Origin of the sequence: Streptomyces sp. NPDC001668, assembly GCF_042893155.1 — a bacterium.
Lineage (GTDB): Bacteria > Actinomycetota > Actinomycetes > Streptomycetales > Streptomycetaceae > Streptomyces.
Genome location: NZ_JBIAUQ010000004.1, coordinates 55,681 through 76,926, shown reverse-complemented (window position 1 = coordinate 76,926; position 21,246 = coordinate 55,681). Strand labels below are relative to the sequence as shown.

Annotated in this window: 17 protein-coding genes and 1 riboswitch; of the genes, 4 read left to right on the top strand and 13 right to left on the bottom strand. The window is 71.5% G+C overall.

Going from position 1 to position 21,246, the window contains the following annotated elements; all coding sequences use genetic code 11:
- Positions 1-4 precede the first annotated feature (4 nt).
- On the bottom strand, positions 5-1,033 hold the full coding sequence (tdh, locus tag ACFYZ8_RS13750) for an L-threonine 3-dehydrogenase (RefSeq protein ID WP_359029914.1): 1,029 nt from the start codon (positions 1,031-1,033) through the stop codon (positions 5-7).
- Positions 1,034-1,305: 272 nt separating this feature from the next.
- Here tdh and ACFYZ8_RS13745 point away from each other — a divergent pair, with 272 nt between their 5' ends.
- The gene (locus ACFYZ8_RS13745) at positions 1,306-1,899 is read left to right on the top strand and encodes a GPP34 family phosphoprotein (protein ID WP_359029913.1); all 594 of its coding nucleotides are present in this window, start codon (positions 1,306-1,308) and stop codon (positions 1,897-1,899) included.
- Between the two features lie 110 nt (positions 1,900-2,009).
- Here the strand turns inward: ACFYZ8_RS13745 and ACFYZ8_RS13740 are convergent, their stop codons facing one another.
- From ACFYZ8_RS13740 to ACFYZ8_RS13715, 6 genes are all read right to left on the bottom strand, one after another.
- The gene (locus ACFYZ8_RS13740; RefSeq protein ID WP_359029912.1) at positions 2,010-2,588 is read right to left on the bottom strand and encodes a GAF domain-containing protein; all 579 of its coding nucleotides are present in this window, start codon (positions 2,586-2,588) and stop codon (positions 2,010-2,012) included.
- Positions 2,589-2,646: 58 nt separating this feature from the next.
- Positions 2,647-3,246, bottom strand: a complete 600-nt coding sequence (locus tag ACFYZ8_RS13735; protein ID WP_123994032.1) for an ATP/GTP-binding protein — start codon at positions 3,244-3,246, stop codon at positions 2,647-2,649.
- Positions 3,224-3,595, bottom strand: a complete 372-nt coding sequence (locus ACFYZ8_RS13730) for a DUF742 domain-containing protein (RefSeq protein ID WP_123994878.1) — start codon at positions 3,593-3,595, stop codon at positions 3,224-3,226. Before ACFYZ8_RS13730 ends, ACFYZ8_RS13735 begins: the two co-directional genes overlap by 23 nt.
- Before the next feature lie 2 nt (positions 3,596-3,597).
- Positions 3,598-4,032, bottom strand: a complete 435-nt coding sequence (locus ACFYZ8_RS13725) for a roadblock/LC7 domain-containing protein (RefSeq protein ID WP_351989839.1) — start codon at positions 4,030-4,032, stop codon at positions 3,598-3,600.
- Positions 4,033-4,100: 68 nt separating this feature from the next.
- A complete protein-coding gene (locus ACFYZ8_RS13720) occupies positions 4,101-6,305 on the bottom strand; it encodes a sensor histidine kinase (protein ID WP_388532394.1) in 2,205 nt (734 codons plus the stop codon).
- Positions 6,306-6,987: 682 nt separating this feature from the next.
- Complete coding sequence (locus ACFYZ8_RS13715) at positions 6,988-8,160, bottom strand: MBL fold metallo-hydrolase (RefSeq protein WP_388532392.1); 1,173 nt, start codon at positions 8,158-8,160, stop codon at positions 6,988-6,990.
- Positions 8,161-8,335: 175 nt separating this feature from the next.
- On the opposite strand from ACFYZ8_RS13715, the gene ACFYZ8_RS13710 reads away from it, so the two are divergent.
- Together ACFYZ8_RS13710 and ACFYZ8_RS13705 are read left to right on the top strand one after the other, a co-directional pair.
- Positions 8,336-9,514, top strand: coding sequence for a Glu/Leu/Phe/Val dehydrogenase dimerization domain-containing protein (locus ACFYZ8_RS13710; RefSeq protein ID WP_359029909.1), 1,179 nt, complete (start codon positions 8,336-8,338; stop codon positions 9,512-9,514).
- A 48-nt stretch (positions 9,515-9,562) separates the two neighbouring features.
- A complete protein-coding gene (locus ACFYZ8_RS13705; protein ID WP_359029908.1) occupies positions 9,563-10,171 on the top strand; it encodes a TetR/AcrR family transcriptional regulator in 609 nt (202 codons plus the stop codon).
- An 855-nt stretch (positions 10,172-11,026) separates the two neighbouring features.
- On the opposite strand, the gene ACFYZ8_RS13700 is transcribed toward ACFYZ8_RS13705, so the two are convergent.
- From ACFYZ8_RS13700 to ACFYZ8_RS13675, 6 genes are all read right to left on the bottom strand, one after another.
- A complete protein-coding gene (locus ACFYZ8_RS13700) occupies positions 11,027-11,812 on the bottom strand; it encodes an SGNH/GDSL hydrolase family protein (RefSeq protein ID WP_359029907.1) in 786 nt (261 codons plus the stop codon).
- 145 nt (positions 11,813-11,957) lie between these two features.
- Complete coding sequence (locus tag ACFYZ8_RS13695) at positions 11,958-12,674, bottom strand: DUF6250 domain-containing protein (RefSeq protein ID WP_388532390.1); 717 nt, start codon at positions 12,672-12,674, stop codon at positions 11,958-11,960.
- Positions 12,671-13,792: a GDSL-type esterase/lipase family protein gene (locus tag ACFYZ8_RS13690; RefSeq protein WP_388532389.1), complete on the bottom strand. Its 1,122-nt coding sequence runs from the start codon at positions 13,790-13,792 to the stop codon at positions 12,671-12,673. Before ACFYZ8_RS13690 ends, ACFYZ8_RS13695 begins: the two co-directional genes overlap by 4 nt.
- A complete protein-coding gene (locus tag ACFYZ8_RS13685) occupies positions 13,789-16,518 on the bottom strand; it encodes a Tat pathway signal sequence domain protein (protein ID WP_388532387.1) in 2,730 nt (909 codons plus the stop codon). Before ACFYZ8_RS13685 ends, ACFYZ8_RS13690 begins: the two co-directional genes overlap by 4 nt.
- Positions 16,519-16,730: 212 nt before the next feature.
- Positions 16,731-17,675: a peptidoglycan DD-metalloendopeptidase family protein gene (locus ACFYZ8_RS13680; protein WP_388532386.1), complete on the bottom strand. Its 945-nt coding sequence runs from the start codon at positions 17,673-17,675 to the stop codon at positions 16,731-16,733.
- A gap of 4 nt (positions 17,676-17,679) precedes the next feature.
- Positions 17,680-17,837: riboswitch (cyclic di-AMP (ydaO/yuaA leader) on the bottom strand.
- 309 nt (positions 17,838-18,146) lie between these two features.
- A complete protein-coding gene (locus ACFYZ8_RS13675) occupies positions 18,147-20,222 on the bottom strand; it encodes an alpha-galactosidase (RefSeq protein ID WP_388532384.1) in 2,076 nt (691 codons plus the stop codon).
- Positions 20,223-20,440: 218 nt separating this feature from the next.
- On the opposite strand from ACFYZ8_RS13675, the gene ACFYZ8_RS13670 reads away from it, so the two are divergent.
- Positions 20,441-21,238, top strand: coding sequence for a tyrosine-protein phosphatase (locus ACFYZ8_RS13670; protein WP_359029901.1), 798 nt, complete (start codon positions 20,441-20,443; stop codon positions 21,236-21,238).
- The last annotated feature ends 8 nt before the right edge of the window (positions 21,239-21,246 follow it).

Below are 21,246 nucleotides of genomic sequence, written 5' to 3'. Positions count from 1 at the left end.
TAGGTCAGTTGGTCCAGTCGAGGATGACCTTGCCGCCGCGGCCGCTCGCCGCGTCGGCGAACGCCGCCTCGAAGTCGCGGTAGCCGTACCGGCCGGTGATCACGGGGGCGAGGTCGAGGCCGCCCTCCAGGAGGACCGACATCGCGTACCAGGTCTCGAACATCTCACGGCCGTAGATGCCCTTGATGGTGATCATCGAGGTGACGATCCGGGCCCAGTCGACCGGGAACTCCGCGGCCGGCAGTCCCAGCATCGCGATCCGGCCGCCGTGCGTCATGTTGGCGATCATGTCGCGCAGGGCCTCGGGGCGCCCCGACATCTCCAGGCCGATGTCGAAGCCCTCCCGCAGCCCCAACTCCCGCTGTCCGTCGGCGATCCCGGCCTCCGACACGTTCAGCGCCAGGCTCACCCCGATCTTGCGGGCCAACTCCAGGCGCTCCTCGCTGACGTCGGTGACGACGACGTTGCGGGCCCCCGCGTGCCGGGCGACCGCCGCCGCCATCAGCCCGATCGGGCCGGCCCCGGTGATCAGCACGTCCTCACCGACCAGCGGGAAGGACAGCGCGGTGTGCACGGCGTTGCCGAACGGGTCGAAGATCGCGGCCACGTCGAGTTCCACGGGGACGCGGTGCACCCACACATTCGCGGCGGGCAGGGCGACGTACTCCGCGAAGGCCCCGTCCCGTCCGACGCCGAGCCCGACCGTGGCCCGGCACAGGTGCCGCCGCCCGGCCAGGCAGTTACGGCACTTGCCGCACACGAGGTGCCCCTCACCGCTCACCCGGTCGCCGGGCTTGATCTCCGTGACACCGCGCCCGGTCTCCACGACCTCGCCGACGAACTCGTGTCCGAGCACCAGCGGCGTCCGGATCGCCTGCTGCGCCCAGCCGTCCCAGGACCGGATGTGCAGATCGGTGCCGCAGATCCCGGTGCGCAGCACCTTGATCAGTACGTCGCCGGGTCCGACGGCGGGCTCCGGCACGTCCGCGAGCCACAGCCCGGGCTCCGCCTTCTCCTTGACCAGCGCCTTCACGCTACGGCTCCTGTGGGTGCGAGGGGTGGAAACGTCCAGCAATCTGCCGTACGGCACCGTCCTGGTCCATCGAGGATTTCTTAAGCGGTGCCACAGCTCCGCTTCACACCTGGCCACCGCTCCACGCCGACGGCGACGCCGTCAAACGCACCACATGCTCGTAGATGACCACACGGTGCCCGGGCAGCAGCGAGAATCGTCCTGGGACGCCCGGCCCGCCGCGGCCGCCCCGAGCATTGACCGCCGTACGGCCGACTGATGTGGAGCCGCTGATGACCACCGCCCGGGACCTCGCGATCGTCGCCCTCGACAGGGCCGCCGACAAGCCGGTGGAGCAGGGCGATCTCTCGCTCGCGCTCGCGGGGGCCGAGCTGCTCGACCTCCTCGACGCCCGCGCCCTCGTCCTGGACGGCGACCGCATCCTCCCCCAGGCTCAATCCCCCACGGGTGACCGCCTGTTGGACGAGGCGGCCGAGGCTGTCGTACGCCAGGAACCGTACGAGTCGGTCGAGGACTGGCTGTGGCGCCGGGGCCGCGGGCTGTCCGCGGCCTACGTCGACGACATGGAGCGGACCGGGGTGACGACCCGTTCCCGGGGCCGCCGGATCCCGCTGCGGACGGGACGGACGGAACTGGTCGACTCGCCTGCCCGCCGGGAGGCCGAGGAGCGCCGGGCGGCGGGCGAACCCGTCCTCGCCGCCCTGGCGTCCGCCGCCGGGATCGGCGACGAACCGACCGACGAACTCCCCGACGAGGCGGTCACCGTGCTCGCCGCCGTCGGGGACGCGGTGATGGAGCTGGAGGCCGTACGCCAGCGCAAGGTCATCGAGAACGCCGCGTTCGACAACGTCTGGCGCGGTTACTAGGCAGCGCTGTCACCCAGCGGGGTACGGCAGTCGAGTCCTGCCGTCGGCACGTCCCGTGCTCGTCGGCGACGGCGAGCGCGAGGGTCCCCTCGCTTTCGCCGTCTCGCCCGTCACAGCACCGGGAGCCCGTCGGCCTGCCGTCGCTCCAGCCGCGCGACCAGTTCCGCCGCCGACGACTTGATGGTCTCCAGGCCTGCCTTCCCCCAGATCCGCGGCTCCACGTCCACCACGCACACCGTGCCCAGCACCATCCCCGTGGAGTCGATGAGCGGTGCGCCCAGATAGGAGCGGATGCCGTACTCGTCGACCACCGGATTGCCCGCGAACCGCGGGTAGTCGCGCACATCCTCCAGAACCAGCGCTTTGCGGCGGACGACCACATGGGGGCAGAACCCATGGTCGCGCGCCATATAACGGCCCACTTCCGGCTTGGCCTCGGCGCCGTCCACCGGAGGCCGGGCCGCGGGAATCCTGAGACCGGCGAAGAACTGCCGGTGCTCGCCGAGGAAGTTGACCATGCCGTACGGCGCCCCCGCGCGCTCGGCGAGCCGCTCGGCGAAGGCGTCCAGTGCGGGCTCCGGATAGTCCCCGAGGCCCAGCTGGCGAAGCCGTCTGGCGCGGTCCGGGGCCTCCTTGTCCTCCGGCGTGAGCAGCAGACGACCGGCCGGGCGTGGTGGGTCATAGCTCATGGGCGGCCGTCGCTGTAGACGTCGGTCATATGCGGCTCCGTGGAGGTGTATGCGGGGATCACATGTGGGCGCCGTGGCTCGGCGCGGGCGCCGGGCTGTGGGCGATGAGATGCCGTACGAGGGTGAGCAGGGTCTGTACACCGGAACTGGAGATCCGGGCGTCGCAGCGCACGATCGGGATCTCCGGGGGAAGGTCGATGGCGGCGCGGACCTCCTCGGGGTCGTAGCGGTAGCCTCCGTCGAACTCGTTGATCGCGACGATGAATCCGAGGCCGCGCTGCTCGAAGAAGTCCACGGCCGCGAAGCAGTCCTCCAGTCGGCGGGTGTCGGCGAGGATCACCGCTCCGAGCGCCCCCTCGGAGAGCTCGTCCCACATGAACCAGAACCGCTCCTGCCCCGGCGTGCCGAACAGGTACAGGACGTGTTCCGGATCGAGGGTGATGCGGCCGAAGTCCATGGCCACCGTCGTCTCGACCTTGTTCTCGATGCCGTCGAGACTGTCGGTGGCGGCGCTGACCGTGGTGAGCAGTTCCTCCGTGCTGAGGGGGGCGATCTCGCTGACCGCGCCCACGAAGGTCGTCTTGCCGACTCCGAACCCGCCCGCCACAAGGATCTTGAGTGCGGTGGGGAACGGGTCAGAGTTGTCGTCGTAGTCCATCGAGCACTGCCTCCAGAAGAGCCCGGTCAGTCGGGTTGTGGGTGAACTCGGGGGGCTTGGTGGTCAGCGCCCCGCAGTCCACGAGGTCGGACAGCAGCACCTTGGTGACCACCGCCGGCAGCTTGAGATGGGCGGCGACCTCGGCGACCGAGACCGGCGCGCGGCACAGGTCGAGCGCCTGCGCGTGCTCCGGGCCGAGGTAGCCGATGGGGGTGGCACCGGTGGCCATCACGTGCGACAGCAGGTCGAACGTGATGGACGGCCGGGTGCGGCCGTTGCTGACCGTGAAGGGCCGCACCAGCCGCCCGGCCGCGTCGTCGAGCCAGGGCCCGTCGCCGGCCGCCGCCACGCTCAAGGCCTCATCGCCGTGGATTCGACGGCGTGCTGCCGGGGCGCGGTCACCAGGTAGGGGCGGACGCTCTTGACGAGCATCGCCATCTCGTAGCCGAGCACGGCGGCGTCGGCCTCGCGTCCCGCCAGCACGGCGAGACAGGTGCCGGAACCGGCGGTGGTCACGAACAGCAGCGTCGAGTCGAGCTCGACGACGACCTGGCGGACTTCTCCGCCGTCGCCGAAGCGGACGCCCGCGCTGCGGCCGAGGGAGTAGAGGCCGGAGGCCAGGGCCGCCATGTGGTCGGCGCTGTCCCCGTCGAGCCCGTGGACCGACTTCACGAGACCGTCGCAGGACAGCAGGACCGCGCTGCTGGTGTGCGGCACACGCTGCACGAGGCCGCTCATCAGCCAGTCGAGGTCGGATACATGGCCGGTCGGCGCTTCGCTCGCCATGGTGGATCGACTCCTTGAGGTACGAAGGTCTGCGGGAGCGCTGGGGGGTGGGTTGAACGCGGGGATGGTCATCCGGCGGGTGCGCTCCCGTCGTGCCGGGGGGTGGTGCGGTCGTGATCGAGGCCGTACGCCTCGGATATGCGGGGCCGCTCCATGGGGGTTACGTCGATGGCGGCGGGGTCGGTCGTGGCCGTTCCGGTGTGGGCGGTGTCCATGTGCGCACGGCCCGCTGCGGCCGTGTCCGGGTGATTCAGGTGGGCCGGGTCCATGTGGCCGGACTCCCTGCGCGGCCCCGGCAACGGTGTGGTCGGTTCGCTGTGCTCCGGCTCCAGGTTCTGCTGGGCCTCGGCGAGGCTGATCCCGCGCTGGAAGGCCGCCATGAGTCCGGGGTCGTGGCCGGCCACGTGCTCGGTGTCCTGCCGTGGCGCCGGGCCGCCGCGGAGCTGGGGTGCGATGTGCTCCTGGGCGCGGCGCCGGGGCAGTTGGGGCTTGCCCATGGTGCCGCGCACGGTCCCGGTGCGTGGGGTGGGCGGCGCGGCCGCGTGCTCGGCGACCAGTCGCCGGTCGTCGGGCCTGATCCCGGGCACGGCCTCGGCGGGGGTGGGCCGGGAGACACCGGCCCCACGGACCGGCAACGGCGCGGGACGCCCGGTCGGCGCTCCCCCGCCGTTCGGCCCGCCTCCCACAGCGGGCTGCCGGTCGGTCACCGTTCCCTCGCCGTCGGGAATGCCGCTGCCACCGCCGCCACCCGGCGCACGGCCCGTGTCATCCGGCGCGCGGCCATTGCCGTTCTGTCCCGGCCCAAGACCGTTCCGTACGTGCCGGGCGCCCTGCGAAACCGCCGCGCCGTTCTTGTCCCTCGGCGCCGCACTGCCGTTGAGACCGGGCTCCGTGCCCCGCGACGTTCGCCGCTGCGGGTCGGCCCCGGGCCGTGGCTCCGCGGGCGCTCCCCGGTGGCGCGGCTCGTGGCCCGGCGGTGGGTTGCCCGGGCCCGCCGGGGATACGGCGGCCCCCGCGCCCCCGCCCGTCACCGCGGCTTCCGGCGGCTGCGCACCGACCGCCCCCGGCGCCGAGCCCAGCAGGGCCTGCGGCACCACGAGGACGGCCTGGACGCCGCCGTAGATGTTGGTCTGGAGCCGGACGTGGATGCCGTGCCGCTTCGCGAGCTGCGAGACCACGAAGAGCCCGATGCGCCCGTCCGCCAGCAGACTCGCGACGTTGACCTGGTCCGGGTCCGCCAACAGGGCGTTCATCCGGTGCTGTTCGGCGACCGGCATGCCGAGCCCCCGGTCCTCCACCTCGACGGCGAGCCCGGAGGTCACGAGGTTGGCGCGCAGCAGCACTTGGGTGTGCGGTGCGGAGAACACCGTGGCGTTCTCGACCAGTTCGGCCAGCAGGTGGATGACGTCGGCGACGGCGTGGCCCCGCAGGGTTCCGTCGATCGGTGGCACCAGTTTGACCCGCGAGTACTGCTCGACCTCCGCGATGGCCGAGCGCAGCACCTCGGTCATCGAGACGGGGTTGCTCCACTGGCGGCGCGAGACGGCACCGCCGAGGACGGCGAGGTTCTCGGCGTGCCGGCGGATCCGGGTGGCGAGGTGGTCGACGTGGAAGAGCCCCTTGAGCAGGTCGGGGTCCTCGATCTCGTTCTCCAGCTCGTCGAGGATCGAGATCTCGCGGTGCACCAGCGACTGAAGCCGCCGCGCGAGGTTGACGAAGACCTCCAGTTTCTGTTCGCTGCCGGCCTGGCTGGAGAGCTGGGCGGCCTGGACGACGGCGGTGACGGCCCCGTCGTGGGCACGGGCGAGGTCGGCGGCGAGCAGGTCGAAGTCGTCGGCGTCGTCGGGCGGTCCGCTGCGCGGGCTGAGCCCCGGAGGGACCTCGCCACGGCGCAGCCCCTCGACCAGGGTCCGCAGGTCGGCCTCGCGGCGCGCGCTGCTGCGGCGCAGGGCGCCGACGCGATCGCTCACCGCCTTGGCGGCACGGTCGGCCGCCACGGCGGCGATGAGGATGCCCGCCAGGGTCACCGAGACCGCCCCGGCCAGCACACCCCACAGGATGAGGCCGGGCTGTGCCCCGGTGGAACGGACGGTGAACAGGACGGCCGCGCAGCCGCTGAGGGCGACCGCGATCGGCGGGAGCACGGCCAGTCGCAGCAGTTGCGGCCGTATGTGCGTCTCAGGCAGCGAGGGGGCGGGGCGGGCGACCGGCCGCCCGTGCCGCCCGCCCTCACGGCGGTCTGCGCGTGCGGCCGGTGCGCGGAGGTGAGACATCGGTGTCCTTGTAGTGGTCCGTCGGTCCTGTTGGCCGGAGGGCCCCGGGCCGGCCGGCCCGTATCGGCGGGCTCCGGCACGTGTCCCTACGGGTTTCGGGGCGGGTTGCCGGGCGGCTCGCGCGGCGGCATGGTCGTCGGTCACCGGCGCGTCGCCTCCCTCCTCCCCGCGCCTCGGCTGTGCGCCGTGGGCATGCGTCATGACGTACCGGTCGAGAGACCGAAGACTTCAACCCCTCGTCGCCCGGCGGACACTCACAGTAGTCGCCAACGCATCATGTGCGAGCGGCAGTTGACAAACTCCTCCGCGGAGCGTCCCGCTCTGGTATGAGCCCTCGCACAGCAGACCGACACATCGACAGACGGAGCCCACCCGGATGAGTGAATACCGATCATCCCTGGTCAGAAGCGGTCAGGCGCGACCGCCGAGGCTCGGGTGACACACGGCGCCGGATCACCACGCCGACCCGCGCTCGGCGTACGGCAGACCCACCGGCACCCCTCCGGAGCCTTGGCCCGAGCCTTCCGCATTGTCACTGAGCGTGTCGAGACCCATCACGAAAAGAGGCATCCGCGTACCAACGGGAACAGGCAGGCGATCCCTGATCGCCTGCCTGTCAGGACTCCCCCCCCCCGGCCCCACCCACCCAGGGGCCCATGGAACTGCGGGACCGGCCCCCCACTCAGCCCTCGACCACGACCCCCGGCTCGTCCGCAACCGTCGGCAGCACGGCCCAGCCCCCGACCGGAGCCTTCGCCACGCCCCGCCACCAGGGATCGACCACCGGCACCGCCCCCGGCTCGAACGGCTCTCCCGGTCGCGGCGACGCCATGGCGATCCCCGCCTTGTGAGAGAGCAGCATCGTCTGCTCCGCGGGCTCCACCCAAGGATGCTGCGCGAGATTGAATGAACCCCAGTGGATCGGCAGCAGCACCCCCTCCGCAGCGTCCCCGCCCTGCAGGTCCAGATGGGACCGCACGGCCTCCTCGGGCGTCATGTGGATGTCGGGCCAGAATTCCGAGTAGGCGCCGAGCTGGATCATCGTGGCGTCGAAGGGCCCGAAGGCCGCGCCGATGTCCTTGAACCCCTCGAAGTACCCGGTGTCTCCGCTGTGGAAGATCCGGTGCTCCCCGCCGGCGACGACCCAGGACGCCCACAGCGTGTGCTGGGTGTTCCGCAGCCCCCGTCCGCAGAAGTGCCGCGCCGGGGTGGCCGTCAGCGTCAGCCCGGCGACCTGCGTCGACTCGTGCCAGTCCAGCTCACGCAGCCGGTCCGCGGACACACCCCAGTGCTCGAGGTGGGCCCCCACCCCGAGCGGCACGGCGAAGACGGTGTCCGTCCCGGCCAGTGCCTTGATCGTGGGCATGTCCAGGTGGTCGTAGTGGTCGTGGGAGATGACGACCACGTCGACCGGCCCGAGCGCGGCGAGCGGCAGCGGCACGGGGTGCAGCCGCTTGGGCCCGGCGAAGGGGAACGGGGAGCACCGCTCACCCCATACGGGATCGAACAGCACTCGCCGCCCGTCGATCTCGGCGAGCACGCTGGCGTGTCCCATCCAGGTCAGTCGCAGCCCGGTGGCGGGCGGCTTGGACAGGTCGGCGAGCGTCGTGGCATGTACCGGGATCCGGCCTTCGGGGACCCGGCGGGACCGGCTGTCCCGGTCGAAGAAGACCTTGGCGAACTCCATCAGCCCTTCGGGCCGGATCCGCACGTCTCCGTCGGGGTTCTGGAAGACACCGTCCTTGAAGTGAGGGGATCTGCGGATACGCGCCATGCGCTCACCGCTCGGGTCCGCACCGAAGGCCGCGGGCTGCAACGCGCGGAGCCCGGAGCTCAGGGGACGGAAGCCGGTCACGGTACCTCCAGGTGGAGTCGCTGAGGCATCCATTATGGTCCGCCCCGCTGACAGCGCCGGCGTCTGTCCGGTCACACGGGGAAGGACGCAGCCGGAGCGGATCACGTTGACAGGGTGCACCCGGGTGCCAATACTGACCCCCCATTCAGTAGCCACCGACCGCACCGGAGCCCGCGTGACCACCCCCTTGCTGTCGCTCACCTGGACCGACCACGTCACCGGCCGCCAGGGCTTCCTGGTCGTCGACCGGCTCGTGCGCGGTGTCGCCAGCGGCGGCCTGCGGATGCGCCCCGGCTGCACACTGGACGAGGTCACCGGCCTCGCCCGCGGCATGACCATGAAGGAGGCCCTGCACTACGACCCCGCGGCACGGTACGTCCCGCTGGGCGGGGCGAAGGGCGGCATCGACTGCGACCCCCGGGACCCGGAGGCGTACGGTCTGCTCGTGCGCTACCTGCGCGCCGTGCGGCCGTACATCGAGAACTTCTGGACGACCGGCGAGGACCTCGGTCTCAGCCAGGACCTGGTGGACCGGGCGGTCGTGGAGGCCGGTCTGGTCTCCTCGATCCAGGCGGTCTATCCGCTGCTGGACGACGAGGCCGCGGCCCGGCGGCGGCTCGCGGACGCGTTCGCCGTCGAGGTGGACGGGATCGGACTCGACGAGCTCGCGGGCGGCTGCGGGGTGGCGGAGTCGGCGCTCGCCGCCCTGGACGCGGCCGGGGTGCCGTACGCGGGCACGCGCGTGGCCGTCCAGGGACTCGGCACGATGGGCGGGGCCACGGCCCGCTTCCTCACGCGCGCGGGACTCACGGTCGTGGCCGTCGCCGACATCAAGGGCACGGTCTTCAACCCGGCGGGACTCGACGTCGAGGCACTGCTGGCCGCCCGGGACACCCACGGCACCGTGGACCGCTCCGCCCTGCGCCCCGCCGACCGCGAACTGCCCGGTGACGCCTGGCTGTCGCTCGACGCGGAGGTACTGGTGCCCGCGGCGGTCTCGTACGCGATCGACACCGGCAACCAGGAGCGTATCCGGGCCCGTTGGATCGTCGAGGCGGCCAACATGCCCGTCCTGCCCGCGGCGGAGGCGCTGCTGGCCGCGCGCGGGGTGACCGTCCTGCCGGACGTGGTGGTCAACTCCGGGACGAACGCCTGGTGGTGGTGGACCCTGTTCGGCGACATCGGCGCGGACGCGGACGAGGCCTTCGCACACCTACGACGTTCCATGCGCGCCCTGGTCGAGCAGTTGCTGGCGCGCGCGGAGACGGACGGCACCTCGCCGCGCGCCGCCGCCCACGCACTGGCCGCCGACCGGTTGCCGGTGATCGCGGAGCGGTTCGGCCAGTACCGCTGACCTGGCTCGCCGGGCGGTGGCCCACGCGGGACGGATTAGGGTGATCCCGTGGCGAGAGTGCGGTTGACAGTGGCCGAGCGGCGCGAGGAGTTGCTGCGGGCGGCCATCGAGCAGATCGAGGCGCGGGGCGTGGCGGCCGTCAGGATCGCCGACGTGGCCTCGGCGCTCGGGGTGAGCAACGCCCTGGTGCTCTATCACTTCTCCACGAAGGAGAAGCTGGTCGCCGCCGCGTTCACCTACGCCGCCGAGGACGACCTGGCCCATCTGCGCAAGCTCCTCGGCCGCCGCACCAGCGCCCTGCGCCGGCTCCGGTCCGCCGTGCGCTGGTACGCCCCGACGGGCCAGGCCAAGGGGTGGCGGCTGTGGATCGAGGGCTGGGCGGTGGCCTTGCGCGAACCGGCGCTCCAGGAGCTCACCCGCGACCTCGACCGGCGCTGGAAGGCGGCGCTCACGGAGGTGATCGCCGAAGGCGTGGCCGCGGGCGAGTTCCGCTGCCCGGACCCGCAGGCCACGGCTCTGCGCCTCACGGCCCTCCTGGACGGCCTGGCCGTCCAACTCACGTCCTACGCGGGCGCGGTACCCAGGTCCCGGGCCCAGGAGTGGGTGGACGAGGCCCTGGCGCGCGAACTCGGGCTGGAAGGCCCGGGACCCGCGTAACGGCCGGGTCGGCCGGAACCCGCCCCGCCCGACCTCGACCACCCGCCTCCGCCGCCCAACCCCGTCCGCGGCTCAGCCGTCCATCCGCGTCCGCCCGCCCCAGCCACTCACCCCCGTACGCGTGGCCGCGCCACCGCGCCCGTCGGACCCGGCCACCGGCCCTGTCCGGGGCTCAGCCGTCCATCCCCGTCCGCCCGGCCCAGCCATCCGTCCCCGCCCGGGCGGCGGCCACTCACCCCCGTCCGCGCAACCCGGCCACCGCATCCATCCACGTGACCCAGCCACCGCGCCCGTCCTCCGCCCGGCCATCGGCCCTGTCCCGGGCCCATCCATCTCCACGTGACCCAGCCACCGCGCCCGTCCCCGGCCCAGCCATCCATCCCCGCCCGCGCGGCCCAGCCACTCACCCCCGTCCGCGCAACCCGGCCACCGCATCCATCCACGTGACCCAGCCACCGCGCCCTCCTCCGCCCGGCCACCGGCCCTGTCCCGGGCCCATCCATCTCCACGTGACCCAGCCACCGCGCCCGTCCTCCGCCCGGCCATCGGCGCTGTCCCCCCGGCCCAGCCATCCATCCCCGCCCGGGCGGCAGCCACTCACCCCCGACCGCGTAACCCGGCCACCGCACCCGTCCGCGAGACCCAGCCACCGCATCCGTCCACGAGACCCAGCCACCGCGCCCGTCCCCCGCCCGGCCATCCATCCCCGCCCGCGCGGCCCAGCCACTCACCCCCGACCGCGTAACCCGGCCACCGCATCCGTCCACGTGCCCAATCCACAGGCCCCGTCCCCGGCCCGGCCTCCCGAGCTCCGTCTGCCCAGCCCCGCCGCCCTACCCGCGTTCCGCCCGCGGCTCAGGCCACCGAAGCGATCCGCGTCTTGATGTCGTCCGGCGACAGCACGCCCTTGGCCGTCACATGGTCCCCGGAGGACTCCCCGCGCAGCCGGCGTCCGATCCACGGCACCAGGTACTCCCGGGCCCAGTGCACGTCGTCCCGCCGCACGTCCAGCGGGCCGCGCGGGGGAAGTGGCGGCCAGGGCTGGTCCGGATCCGCCGGCACCTCCAGACCGAGGACCTGGCCCGCCCGGAGCGCCACGCGCGTGTGCCCCTCCGGAGACAGGTGCAGCCGGTCGCCGTCCCAGGCCCGCCGGTCCTGGATGGTCTTCAGGGACCACAGGTCGAGCACCGGGCAGCCGTAGCGGTCGGCGACGGCCCGCACATGCCCGTTGTACGTGGCGATCTTGCCGCGCAGATGCTTGAGCACGGGCACACCACGGGTGTCGAAGCCGGTCGTCACCATGACCGTGCCGCACACCTCGGTGAGCCGGGCGACGGCCCGCTCGAAGCGCTCGGCGACCTCGTCGGGATCGGTACCGGGCCGGATGATGTCGTTGCCGCCGGCGCAGAACGACACCAGGTCCGGTGCCATGTCGACGGCCTGCGGAAGCTGGTCCTCGACGATCTGGTCGAGCAGCTTCCCGCGTACGGCGAGATTGCTGTACCTGAAGTCGCCCTCGGGCCGCCGGTCCGCGAGAAGCACCGCGAACCGGTCGGCCCAGCCGACGAACGCCCCGTCGGGGCCGGGGTCGCCGACGCCCTCGGTGAAGCTGTCCCCCACCGCCACGTACGACCCGATCACTGAGCTGCTGTCATTCTTCGAATCGTCTGCCACAACCGTTCATGATTCACCTTCGAATGTGACCTACGCGACCGTAGGGAGGACTTGACGGGCGGTGAGATAAGCCACTCCTAAAGTGTTGGCCAAGCCAGGAATACGCCTCTCATCAGGAGTGTTGACGCTGCGACCGCCACACCCTGAAGTCCCTGATCCGGAAGTGGCTCCAAGTGGTCCGGAACGCGAAGTGCCCGCTGGTGTACGGCTCCGGGTCGGTGTAGTCGAACACGAGCCGGCCGTTGTTCCACCACTGGACCGTGGAACCGTCGGAGACGATCCGCACCCGGTTCGGCTGGTTCGCGACGAGCAGCGGCGCGGTGTAGTCGTAGATCAACGGCCGCACACCCGGTTCTCCGACGTACCGGCGCAGTCGTGTCGTGGTGTTGTAGTTCGCCCCGTAGCCGGCGTAGTAGGTCTTCAGGTAGTCGTACTCCGCGAGTGCCCCGCCCCGGTGGGTGGCGAAGAGGTCGTCGGGGGACCGGACGTCGACCGCGTTCCAGAAGTTGTTCAGGTCGGACACCCGGTCGTTGACCCCGCCCTCGGACACGGGCGTGGCGGTGTACTCCAGGACGTACGGCCCCTGGAGCGCCTGCCTGAACCAGATCGTCGCACCGGCGGGCACGTCGACCTCCAGGACCCCGCGCTCCGCGGTGACGGTGCCGCCCTGCTCCAGTTCGACGGCCCAACGGCCGAGGCCGTGGCGGAAGTCGTCGTGGGCGAGGAGGCGCCGGTGGCGGGGTGAGGCGCTCGCGGTGCCCGCGGGGACGAGGGCGGCCAGGGCGGCACCTGCGGCGAGGGCTCCGAAGGCTCTGCGGGTGGTCGTCACGTCAGGGGGTTCCTTTCGGGGGACTGCTTCGAGGATTCCGGGCACTGCTCCGAGGATTCCGGGTACCGATTCAAGGCTTCGGGGTGCCGCCTCGAGAGGAGGCCGATCAGCCGGTCGGCCACCTTGCGGTGGCCCTGGGCACTGGGATGGACCGTGCCGTTGAAGTCGCCCCGCGTGGCATCGAGCCAGCCGGTCGTGTCGACGAACTCGACGCGTCGATCGGCGAGTTCGTCGACGACGAAGGCTATGTCGGTGGCATGGCTGCCGTCGAAGGGGCGCAGGGCGAGGATGCGGGCGTGTGGCGCGGCGGCCCGGAGCCGGGTCAGATAGGCGCGGTAGGCGGCGCGGAACTCGGTGGAGCCGGACGCGGCGTCGTTGGTGCCCTGGTTCACCACGATCACATCGGCCCTGTGGTCCGAATCCGCCCTGGAGCCCGCGTAGTTCCAGCCGTACGCGTCGGACGCGGCGGGCACTCCCCCGTTGCCGGTCCGGATCACCCCCTGCCGTCCGAACCCGACCTGGGTGAGCGAGGCGTGCAGGGCATCGGCGACCAGCGTGGGGTAGGCGGCCGTACCGTCCGCGCAGTCGGAGGTGTTCTCCTCGCACAGGGCCATGACGCCCTGGGTGATCGAGTCGCCGTAGAACACCAATTCACGCTTCTTGGCGGGGGGTTGCGGCAGCAGCTGCCCCCGGATCCCGGTCAGCGCCACCCCCGTCTCCAGTGGCGGGATCCACCGGTTGACCCGCGAGAAGACGTCCTTGACGGAGATCTCGACGGAGTGCGGTCCGCTGCCGCTTGCCGTGATCGCCAGGTCCGCCCGGTCGACGGAGTGCACCTGCCCGGGGCCGCCGTCGACCGACACGTGGATCTGTGCGGGGACGGTGACGGACGAGATGTCGAAGAGGGCGTGGACGGACCGGCCGGTGAAGCGGAAGCGGAGCCGGGAACCGGAGTTGACGGTGACGGCGGCTTCGGCGGTCCGGCCCCAGTGCCCCTCGTAGGCGATACGTCCGTCGTCGGGGCCTACGACGGTCGAGGCACCGGACGCCAGGGCGGGCGGCATCGCGCCGGCGAGCAGACCCACGACGGTGGCCGCGGTCGCAAGGGTGCGTCTCATGACGGGATCCGGTCTCCGATCAGGGCCAGGTTCTGGATCGCCGCGAGGGCCCACTGGGCGGAGGAGTTGGTGGAGATCCAGGGGATCTCCCGCGTGGTCCGCAGGACCGCCGGGGTCTTGATCGTGACCGGGTTCCAGTCGTTGGACGGGAAGTAGGTGTCGCTGCCGGTGAAGAACTCGTTCCACGCGCGCGTGGCGAGCGTCGGGTCGTTCTTGCGCTGGGCCGCGTAGGCGGTGATGCGCGAATGCGCGGCCGGGAGCGCCGACTTCCAGGTGGAGCCGGTGAGCTGACGCTTCTGGGCGTCGGTGGCGTTGTAGTACTGCGCGTAGTTCAGCCACGCCGTTCGGAACTCCGGTACCTCCTCGCCCAGCAACGAGACGATCTCGCTATTGGTCTCGACGAGGCCGAACACGGCACTGAGATGGGACACGTTGACGGCCGTGTCGGTCGTCACGGCGAACTTCCCGGTGTCGGCGTCGAGCAGACCCGTCCCCGTGAAGAAGCCGTTGGGCTGTGCGGCGATGGTCCGCAGCGAGTTGAGGAGCTTGGCCTTCGCCCTGGTCGCCCCCGGGCCGCCCCGCTCCCATTCCGTGAGCCAGGCCGCCGAGATCCCTCCCCAGTCGGTGCCGAAGCCGACCGACAGGGCGTGCCGGTCGCCGGGCTCGTAGCCGTCGGTGCGGACCTTGCGCTGCGGGTCGACCTCGAGGAACGTCAGCTCCACGTCGGCGAGTTCGCTCAGCAGGTCCCCGGTGCGCTCGTCGCCGGTGAGGTAGTAGTGGAAGCGGCGGTTGGCGGCCGTGGAGATGCGGACCTGCTTGGCGCTGTCCGCCCAGTGCTGCACTCCGTGCCGGGTGCCGAGGCCCGCCCACTTGCCGAGGTGGTAGACGTCGACCTCGCCGGTGTGCCGGGTCATCGCCTCCGCGAACCGGAACACCTCCGCGGAGCCGGTCCGCAGGAAGTGGTACCAGAGCCAGAGGTCGGTGCCCAACTCCGAGTTGTCCCAGGCGAATCCGCCGATGTCGTAGCGCCAGACGTGCCGGTCGTTGTCGTAGGTGTGCTGGACGTCGCCGTAGTCGAGGAAGCCGTACCAGCGGCGCTCCTCGCGCTGGTCGCGGTAGTAGGCGAAGAGGTCGTCGAGGTGGTCCTCGATCGCCGCGCGGGCTTTCGAGGAGCGGTCCACGGGCGCCCAGTCGCCGAACACGCCTGCGGAGCGCAGCCGTTGGGGAGTCGCGGCGAGCAGCGGAGGAGCGGCCACCGCCTTCGCCTGGGCCGCCAGGACATCGGCGGGCGGGGTCTTCTCCACGGCCCAGAAGGTCAGTTCACTGGTGCGGGCGATGCCGTACGGGGTGCCGAAGCCCGGCTGATAGTCCTCGTACGTGATCTCCAGACCGCCGTCGGACTGTTCCTCGTAGGTGTCCTGACCGAGGCCGTCGTGATAGAAGCGCAGGTCGAGGGGCTGGGCCTCGGGTGAGTAGAGCCAGAGGGTGACCTCGGCGGCCGCGGACTCGGCGCCGCGCACATCGAGTTGGGCGGGGTGCCGCTGCCAGAAGTCCCGCAGGCCGAAGGAGAGTCCGCCGCTCGGGCCGCCGACGTATCCGAAGCCGGCCGCGCGCTGTCCGGCCGCGGCCGGGATCCAGCCGTAGCCCGCCGTGGTGCGCTTGCGGATCTGGTAGCCGTCGGCGGTCGGCTGGGTGAGCGTGTAGTCGCCCCACCGCGGGATGTACGCCAGCCTGCTCGCCACCCGGGTGTCCCAGCCGGCGGTGTCCGGCAGCCGTTCGCCGGCGATCTGCGCGGCCCGCACCGCCGCGCCCGGGTCGCGCCGCAGCCCCGTGACTCCCTGGACGGCCTCGCTGAACAGGCCGCCGCCCGAGTCGGCGAACCGCACATGGCGGTCGTAGGGCTGGTCGCTCAGCGGCACGGTGAAGCGGACGCCGAGTCCGCGCAGGAAGTCGCCCTGGTCGGAGCCGGGCCGCTGCTCGCCGTCCCAGACGAAGGTGTGCACCAGGCGGAAGGATTCCGCACCGGCGAAGAAGGCGAACCGCAGCACGAACGGCAGCCAGGCCCTGCCGCCGTGCCGGTGTCGCCCTTCGACCCGGATGACGGCACGGACGGGTCCGTCCTGCTCGACCGTGATCTTCTCGATCCGGCCCGCGAAGCTGTCGAGGTCCGCGCCCTCCCGAACGGAGTCCTGGCGCAGGGCCACCAGCCGTCCGTCGCGGGCGATCTCGGTCGTGCCGCGCCGGATGCCGCGTACGACGGTGTCGGAGCCCTTGGCCCCGAAGACGGCGGTGATCACGCCGGTCGACACCTCGATCCGGCCGCCGTCGCCCCGGCCGACGGTGACCCGGTGGGCGGGCTCGGCCGGACTGCCCGCGCTCAGCACATAGCGGTCGGCCCGCGGTGCGTCGGGGGCGATCGCGTGCGCGGTCCACTTCACCGAGCCGTCGGGCCAGTAGGCGGTGGGCCAGCTCTGCACCGGAACCTCGTCGCCACCGGTGGTGGCGAGCCGGAACCGCTGCTCCGGGCGGTGGGTGCCGCGCGCCCACGGCACGCCCCAGGTGGCGCCGGCGTGGACGTCGGGCGCAGAGCCCTCCAGCCAGTGGAGCTCGGTGTCGTCGTCACCGGCCACCGCGGCGGCCGTACGGGACTGGGCCCAGGAGAACTGGGTGAGGGCGGCCGCGGCTGCGGCGCCCTTGAAGACGGTGCGTCGGTCGACGCCGGACACGGTGACCTCCGAAGGTCGTGGAAAGCGCTTACGCGGCAACGGAGTTCACTGTGTCCCGGCCCTCCCCTCCCTGTCGACGCTCTGAGCACACCCGCCACAAGATCGCAATGAAGTGATCATGAAGGCGCAAACATCCGCACGTGGGAGCTGCCGAGAAACACCGAAGGCCGGACCCGGGGATCGGGGTCCGGCCTTCGGTGGTACAGGGGACGTCAGCCGACGGCGACGCCCTTCGAGCGGAGGTAGGACACGGGGTCCACGTCGGAGCCGTAGTCCGGCGTGGTGCGGATCTCGAAGTGCAGGTGCGGTCCTGTCACATTGCCGGTCGCGCCGGAGAGGCCGATCTGCTGGCCCTCGGTCACGGTCTGGCCGGCCGAGACGGAGAGCTGGGACAGGTGCGCGTACTGCGCGTAGTAGCCGTCGTTCAGCTTGATGACGACCTGGTTGCCGTAGGCGCCGCCCCAGCCCGCGGAGACGACCGTGCCCGCGGCCACGGCCTTGAGCGAGGTGCCGGTCGGGACGACGAAGTCGACGCCGGTGTGGTAGCCGCTGGACCACATGCTGCCCGCGACGCGGTAGCCGGTGCCGATGGTGGCGCCGCTGACCGGGAGGGTGTAGCCGCTGGAGCTGGTGGTGTCGGAGCTCTGGGTCGCGGTCGTCGACTTCGCGGACGACTTCGACTCCGCCTTCTCCACCGTCGCCGAGGACGACTTCGGGGAAGACGGCTTCAGGCCGGAGGTGTCGGTCCTCGTCGTGCTCGCCTTCGCCTTCCTGCCGATGGAGAGCTTCAGACCGGGGTGGATCAGCGACGGGTCGTCGCCGACGGCCGCGCGGTTGTCGGCGTACAGCTTCTTCCAGCCACCGCTGACATTCTGCTCATCGGCGATCTTCGAAAGATAGTCGCCGACCCGCACCGAATAAGTGCGCACGGTCGAGGTCTTGGCGGCAGCCTTCTTCGCGGCCGTCTTTTCGGCGGACTTCTGCGTGACCGGAAGGGACTGAACGGCCTTTTCCGAAACGGACTGCGGGGTGGCGGCGTGAGCGCCGGTGGCCCCCATGAGCGGGAGGGCGAGCGCGGCGCCCCCGGTTCCGGCGACGGCGATCGAGCGGGTGAAGCGCTGGGACTTCGGACGGCGGTGCTTACCCTTCGCGGGCATGACGAATTCCTCTCCGGCGCCTGCGAGGTGAGCTGTCGGGTGCGGGCTGGAGATGCCCGGCCGCGTCGGGACGCGGCTAAACCCCAAGCCGTTCCGGAGACCGGAACAGGCGGTACTACCTGTGGGTCCCCCGCTCCTGCCGTGCACGGGTGAGTGTGTGTGGGGAATCCGTTCGGCGGCAGGATTGGGCGTCCGACCGGATCGGTGGCGAACGTAAACGAGCAAGACGCAAAGGGACAAGTGAGAGGTTCCCTGTGCATGCGTTCCCATTGATCGGGTATGAGAATTACCGGTCACCCTGTGTGAATCGGACGCCCGCCATCCGACCCGAATCCCCTTGCGGAACCTGTGAATTACGTGAACATGACGTGCGACTCACCGTCACGGATATGACGCTCCTCACGTCACGAATTCACAGGAACCCCAATCCCGGGCGGAGTTGGAAGGAAGCTATTAATTCGGACAGAAGCCCTAGATACGACGCAGTCGGATAACCGCGGCATCGAGGTCCCCGTGCAAACCGGTGCGAAGTCCGTGATGCAGCAGTACGGCCCCTCGGTGGACTTCGCCCGTTTCGGGGCATTCGTACGATGCTGTCGGGTCGAGTCCGCGCAGCCGCAGCGAGGGGACGGGCTCGCCGTACTTCTGCGCCTGGAGCCAGGCGAGGACGACCGCCTCGTCCCCGAGGACGTACTGCACCGCGCTCAGCCCGCCCCGCGGAGGCCGCAGCCGGTAGAGGTCGCCACGCTGCACCAGGGGCCGGATTTCCTTGTAGAGACCCACCCAGCGCCCCGCCTCGGCGAGCTCCTCCTCGGTCCACTCGGCGAGGTCCCCGCCGACTCCGAGCACCCCGGCCATCGCGCTGACGAACCGGAACCGCAGCGAGCTCACCCGGTCGTTGAGCTGGGTGTTGGGACTGTCGGTGACCCAGGCGGCCATCACGCGCGCGGGATGGACCTGGCTGAAACCGTGCTGGATGGCGAGCCGGTCCAGCGGGTCGGTGTTGTCCGAGGTCCACACCTGGTCGGTACGGCTGAGCACTCCGAGGTCGATCCGGCCGCCGCCGCCCGAGCAGGACTCGAAGGCGACGCCCGGGTGGGCGTGGCGCAACCGGTCCAAAAGGTCATAGAAGCCGCGTACGTGGTCGACCCACAGGCGCTGCGGGTAGGGCTCACCGGGCCAGCCCGCGTCCGTGAAGCAGCGGTTGAAGTCCCACTTCACATAGTCGATCGGGGCCGAGGAGAGCAGGGTGTCGAGCTGCTCCCACAGATACTCCTGGACGTCCTCACGCGCGAGGTTCAGCACGAGCTGGTTGCGGAACTCCGTCCGCTTCCGTCCCGCCTGGTACTGCACCCAGTCCGGGTGGGCGCGGTACAGCTCGCTGTCCGGGTTGATCATCTCGGGCTCGACCCAGATGCCGAACTGCATGCCGAGCGCGCGCACGTAGTCGCCGAGCGGCTTCAGGCCCGAGGGGAAGCGGTCGGGGTTCGGCGTCCAGTCGCCGAGCCCGGCCCGGTCGCTGGTGCGGGCACCGAACCAGCCGTCGTCGACCACGAACAGCTCGACACCCATCGCCGCGGCCCGCCGGGCGAGGGTGCCCTGCTGCTCCTCGGAGATGTCGAAGTTCGTGGCCTCCCAGGAGTTGAACAGCACGGGCCGGTCCTGGTCCGCGTCCGGGATGACGTACGCCCGCTGGTAGGCGTGCCAGGCGCGGCTGGCGCCGCCGAAGCCGCCGTCGCTCCACAGGCCCGCGAAGACGGGCGTCCTGAAGGACTCCCCCGCCGCCAGCCGGAGCAGACCCGAGTCGTCGTATCCGGCACCGCCGGTGATCTGCACCCGCGCGTCGGGCAGTTGCGCGACCGCGATCCGCCAGGACCCCGACCAGCCGAGGGCGCAGCCGTAGACCTCGCCGCGCTCCTCGGTGGCGTCGGTGTCGAGGGCGACCCACGGCAGGTGCTGGTGCCCGGTGTGGCCGCGGCGGCTGCCGATGATCTTCTCGCCGTAGGTGAGGGGGGTCTGGGTGAGCAGGGACTCGGCGGCCCAGCGGCCGTGCAGCTGGGACAGCCGCCAGCCGTCCTCGCGGTCGGGCAGGGTCCAGGTGGCGGAGTCGGCGCGCAGCAGCTCGACCGGTGCCGGGCTCTCGTTGTCCAGGGTCACCCAGCGCTCCAGGACGTCGTCGCGCATCCGGTAGTGCAGGGTGATGGTCAGCCCGCCGTCGCGGAACCGCAGCCGCAGCTCGTCGCCCTCGCCGGCGTAGTCCTCGAAGATCCACTCGGTGCCGCGCCGCTCGTCGGTGCGCACGGACAGGGCGGGGCGGGTGAAGCGGGGGCCGCCCTCCACGGGGTACTCCTCGCGCCCGTCGAGCGTGGCCTCGAAGGGCCGGTACTCCGGCAGCGGCCTCACGGCGAGGGCCTCGGCGTCGGCGAGGGCGATCCTCGGGCCCCAGTGCAGGTGCACCAGCTCGTCGTCGGCGGTGAGGTGCAGGGCGTAACTGCTGGCCGGCCCGGACAGAATCCACGTACGGCCGTTCTCGGCGATCTCCAGCATCGGGGTTCCCTCACAGGTTCGAACAGGTGGCGACAGGTGCCCACAGGTGCGCTCAGGCGCCAACATCATCAGCCGCTTCGAGCCTCGGCTGCAACGGCTGTGGACAACTCGTTGACGGCCCTGTGGACAACTCATTGCCCCAGGAATCCATGTCGTATCGTCGAGAGCGTGCCCCGTCGACGAGCCGCGTCGGCGGAGCCCGGCTGGGAGGAGCCCCCGTGACGCAGCAGATCCCGTCGACCGAACCCGAGCTGTCAGGTGTCCGCAACTTCCGCGATGTGGGCGGACTGCCGACGGCGGACGGACGGCGGGTGCGGTACGGGGTGCTGTTCCGCAGCGGTCACCTCGCGCACGCGACCGAGGAGGACGCGGCCTTCCTGGCGTCCCTGGGGCTGCACACGATCTTCGACTTCCGCAACGCGGCGGACCAGAAGCTGGAGGGCCCGGACGTCGAGCTGCCGGGCGTCACCAATGTGAACCTGCCGCTGAGCGACCCGGCGGAGGGCACCTGGTTCTGGAAGATGGTCCGCGACGGCGACATAGAGCAGCTGCGTGAGCTCCTCGGCGACGGCAGGGCCGCCAAGCGCATGACCAACTCCTACCGCACGATGGTCAAGGAGCGCACCGTCGAGCACTCCCAGGTGCTGCGCTCCCTCGCCGAGGACAGCGTGCCCGCCCTCATGCACTGCGCGGCCGGCAAGGACCGCGCGGGTCTGTCCGTCGCGGTGACCCTGCTCGCCCTGGGCGTGGAGCGTGAGGCGATCGTCGCCGACTACCTGGAGTCGAACGCCAAGCACCGCCGCTACAAGGTGCGCCGCACCAGCACCTCGGCCGACGCCTACTCCCCCGAGGTGATGGAGCTGCTCAGCCCGCTGTTCGAGGCGCGCGCCGAGTATCTGTCGGCGGCCTTCGACACCATCGAGGAGACGTGGGGCGGCGTCGAGGAGTATCTGAGGGAGGGCCTCGGTGTGACCCCCGAGATCCGCGAGCGGCTGCGGGAGCGCCTGCTCGACTGAGCCGTACG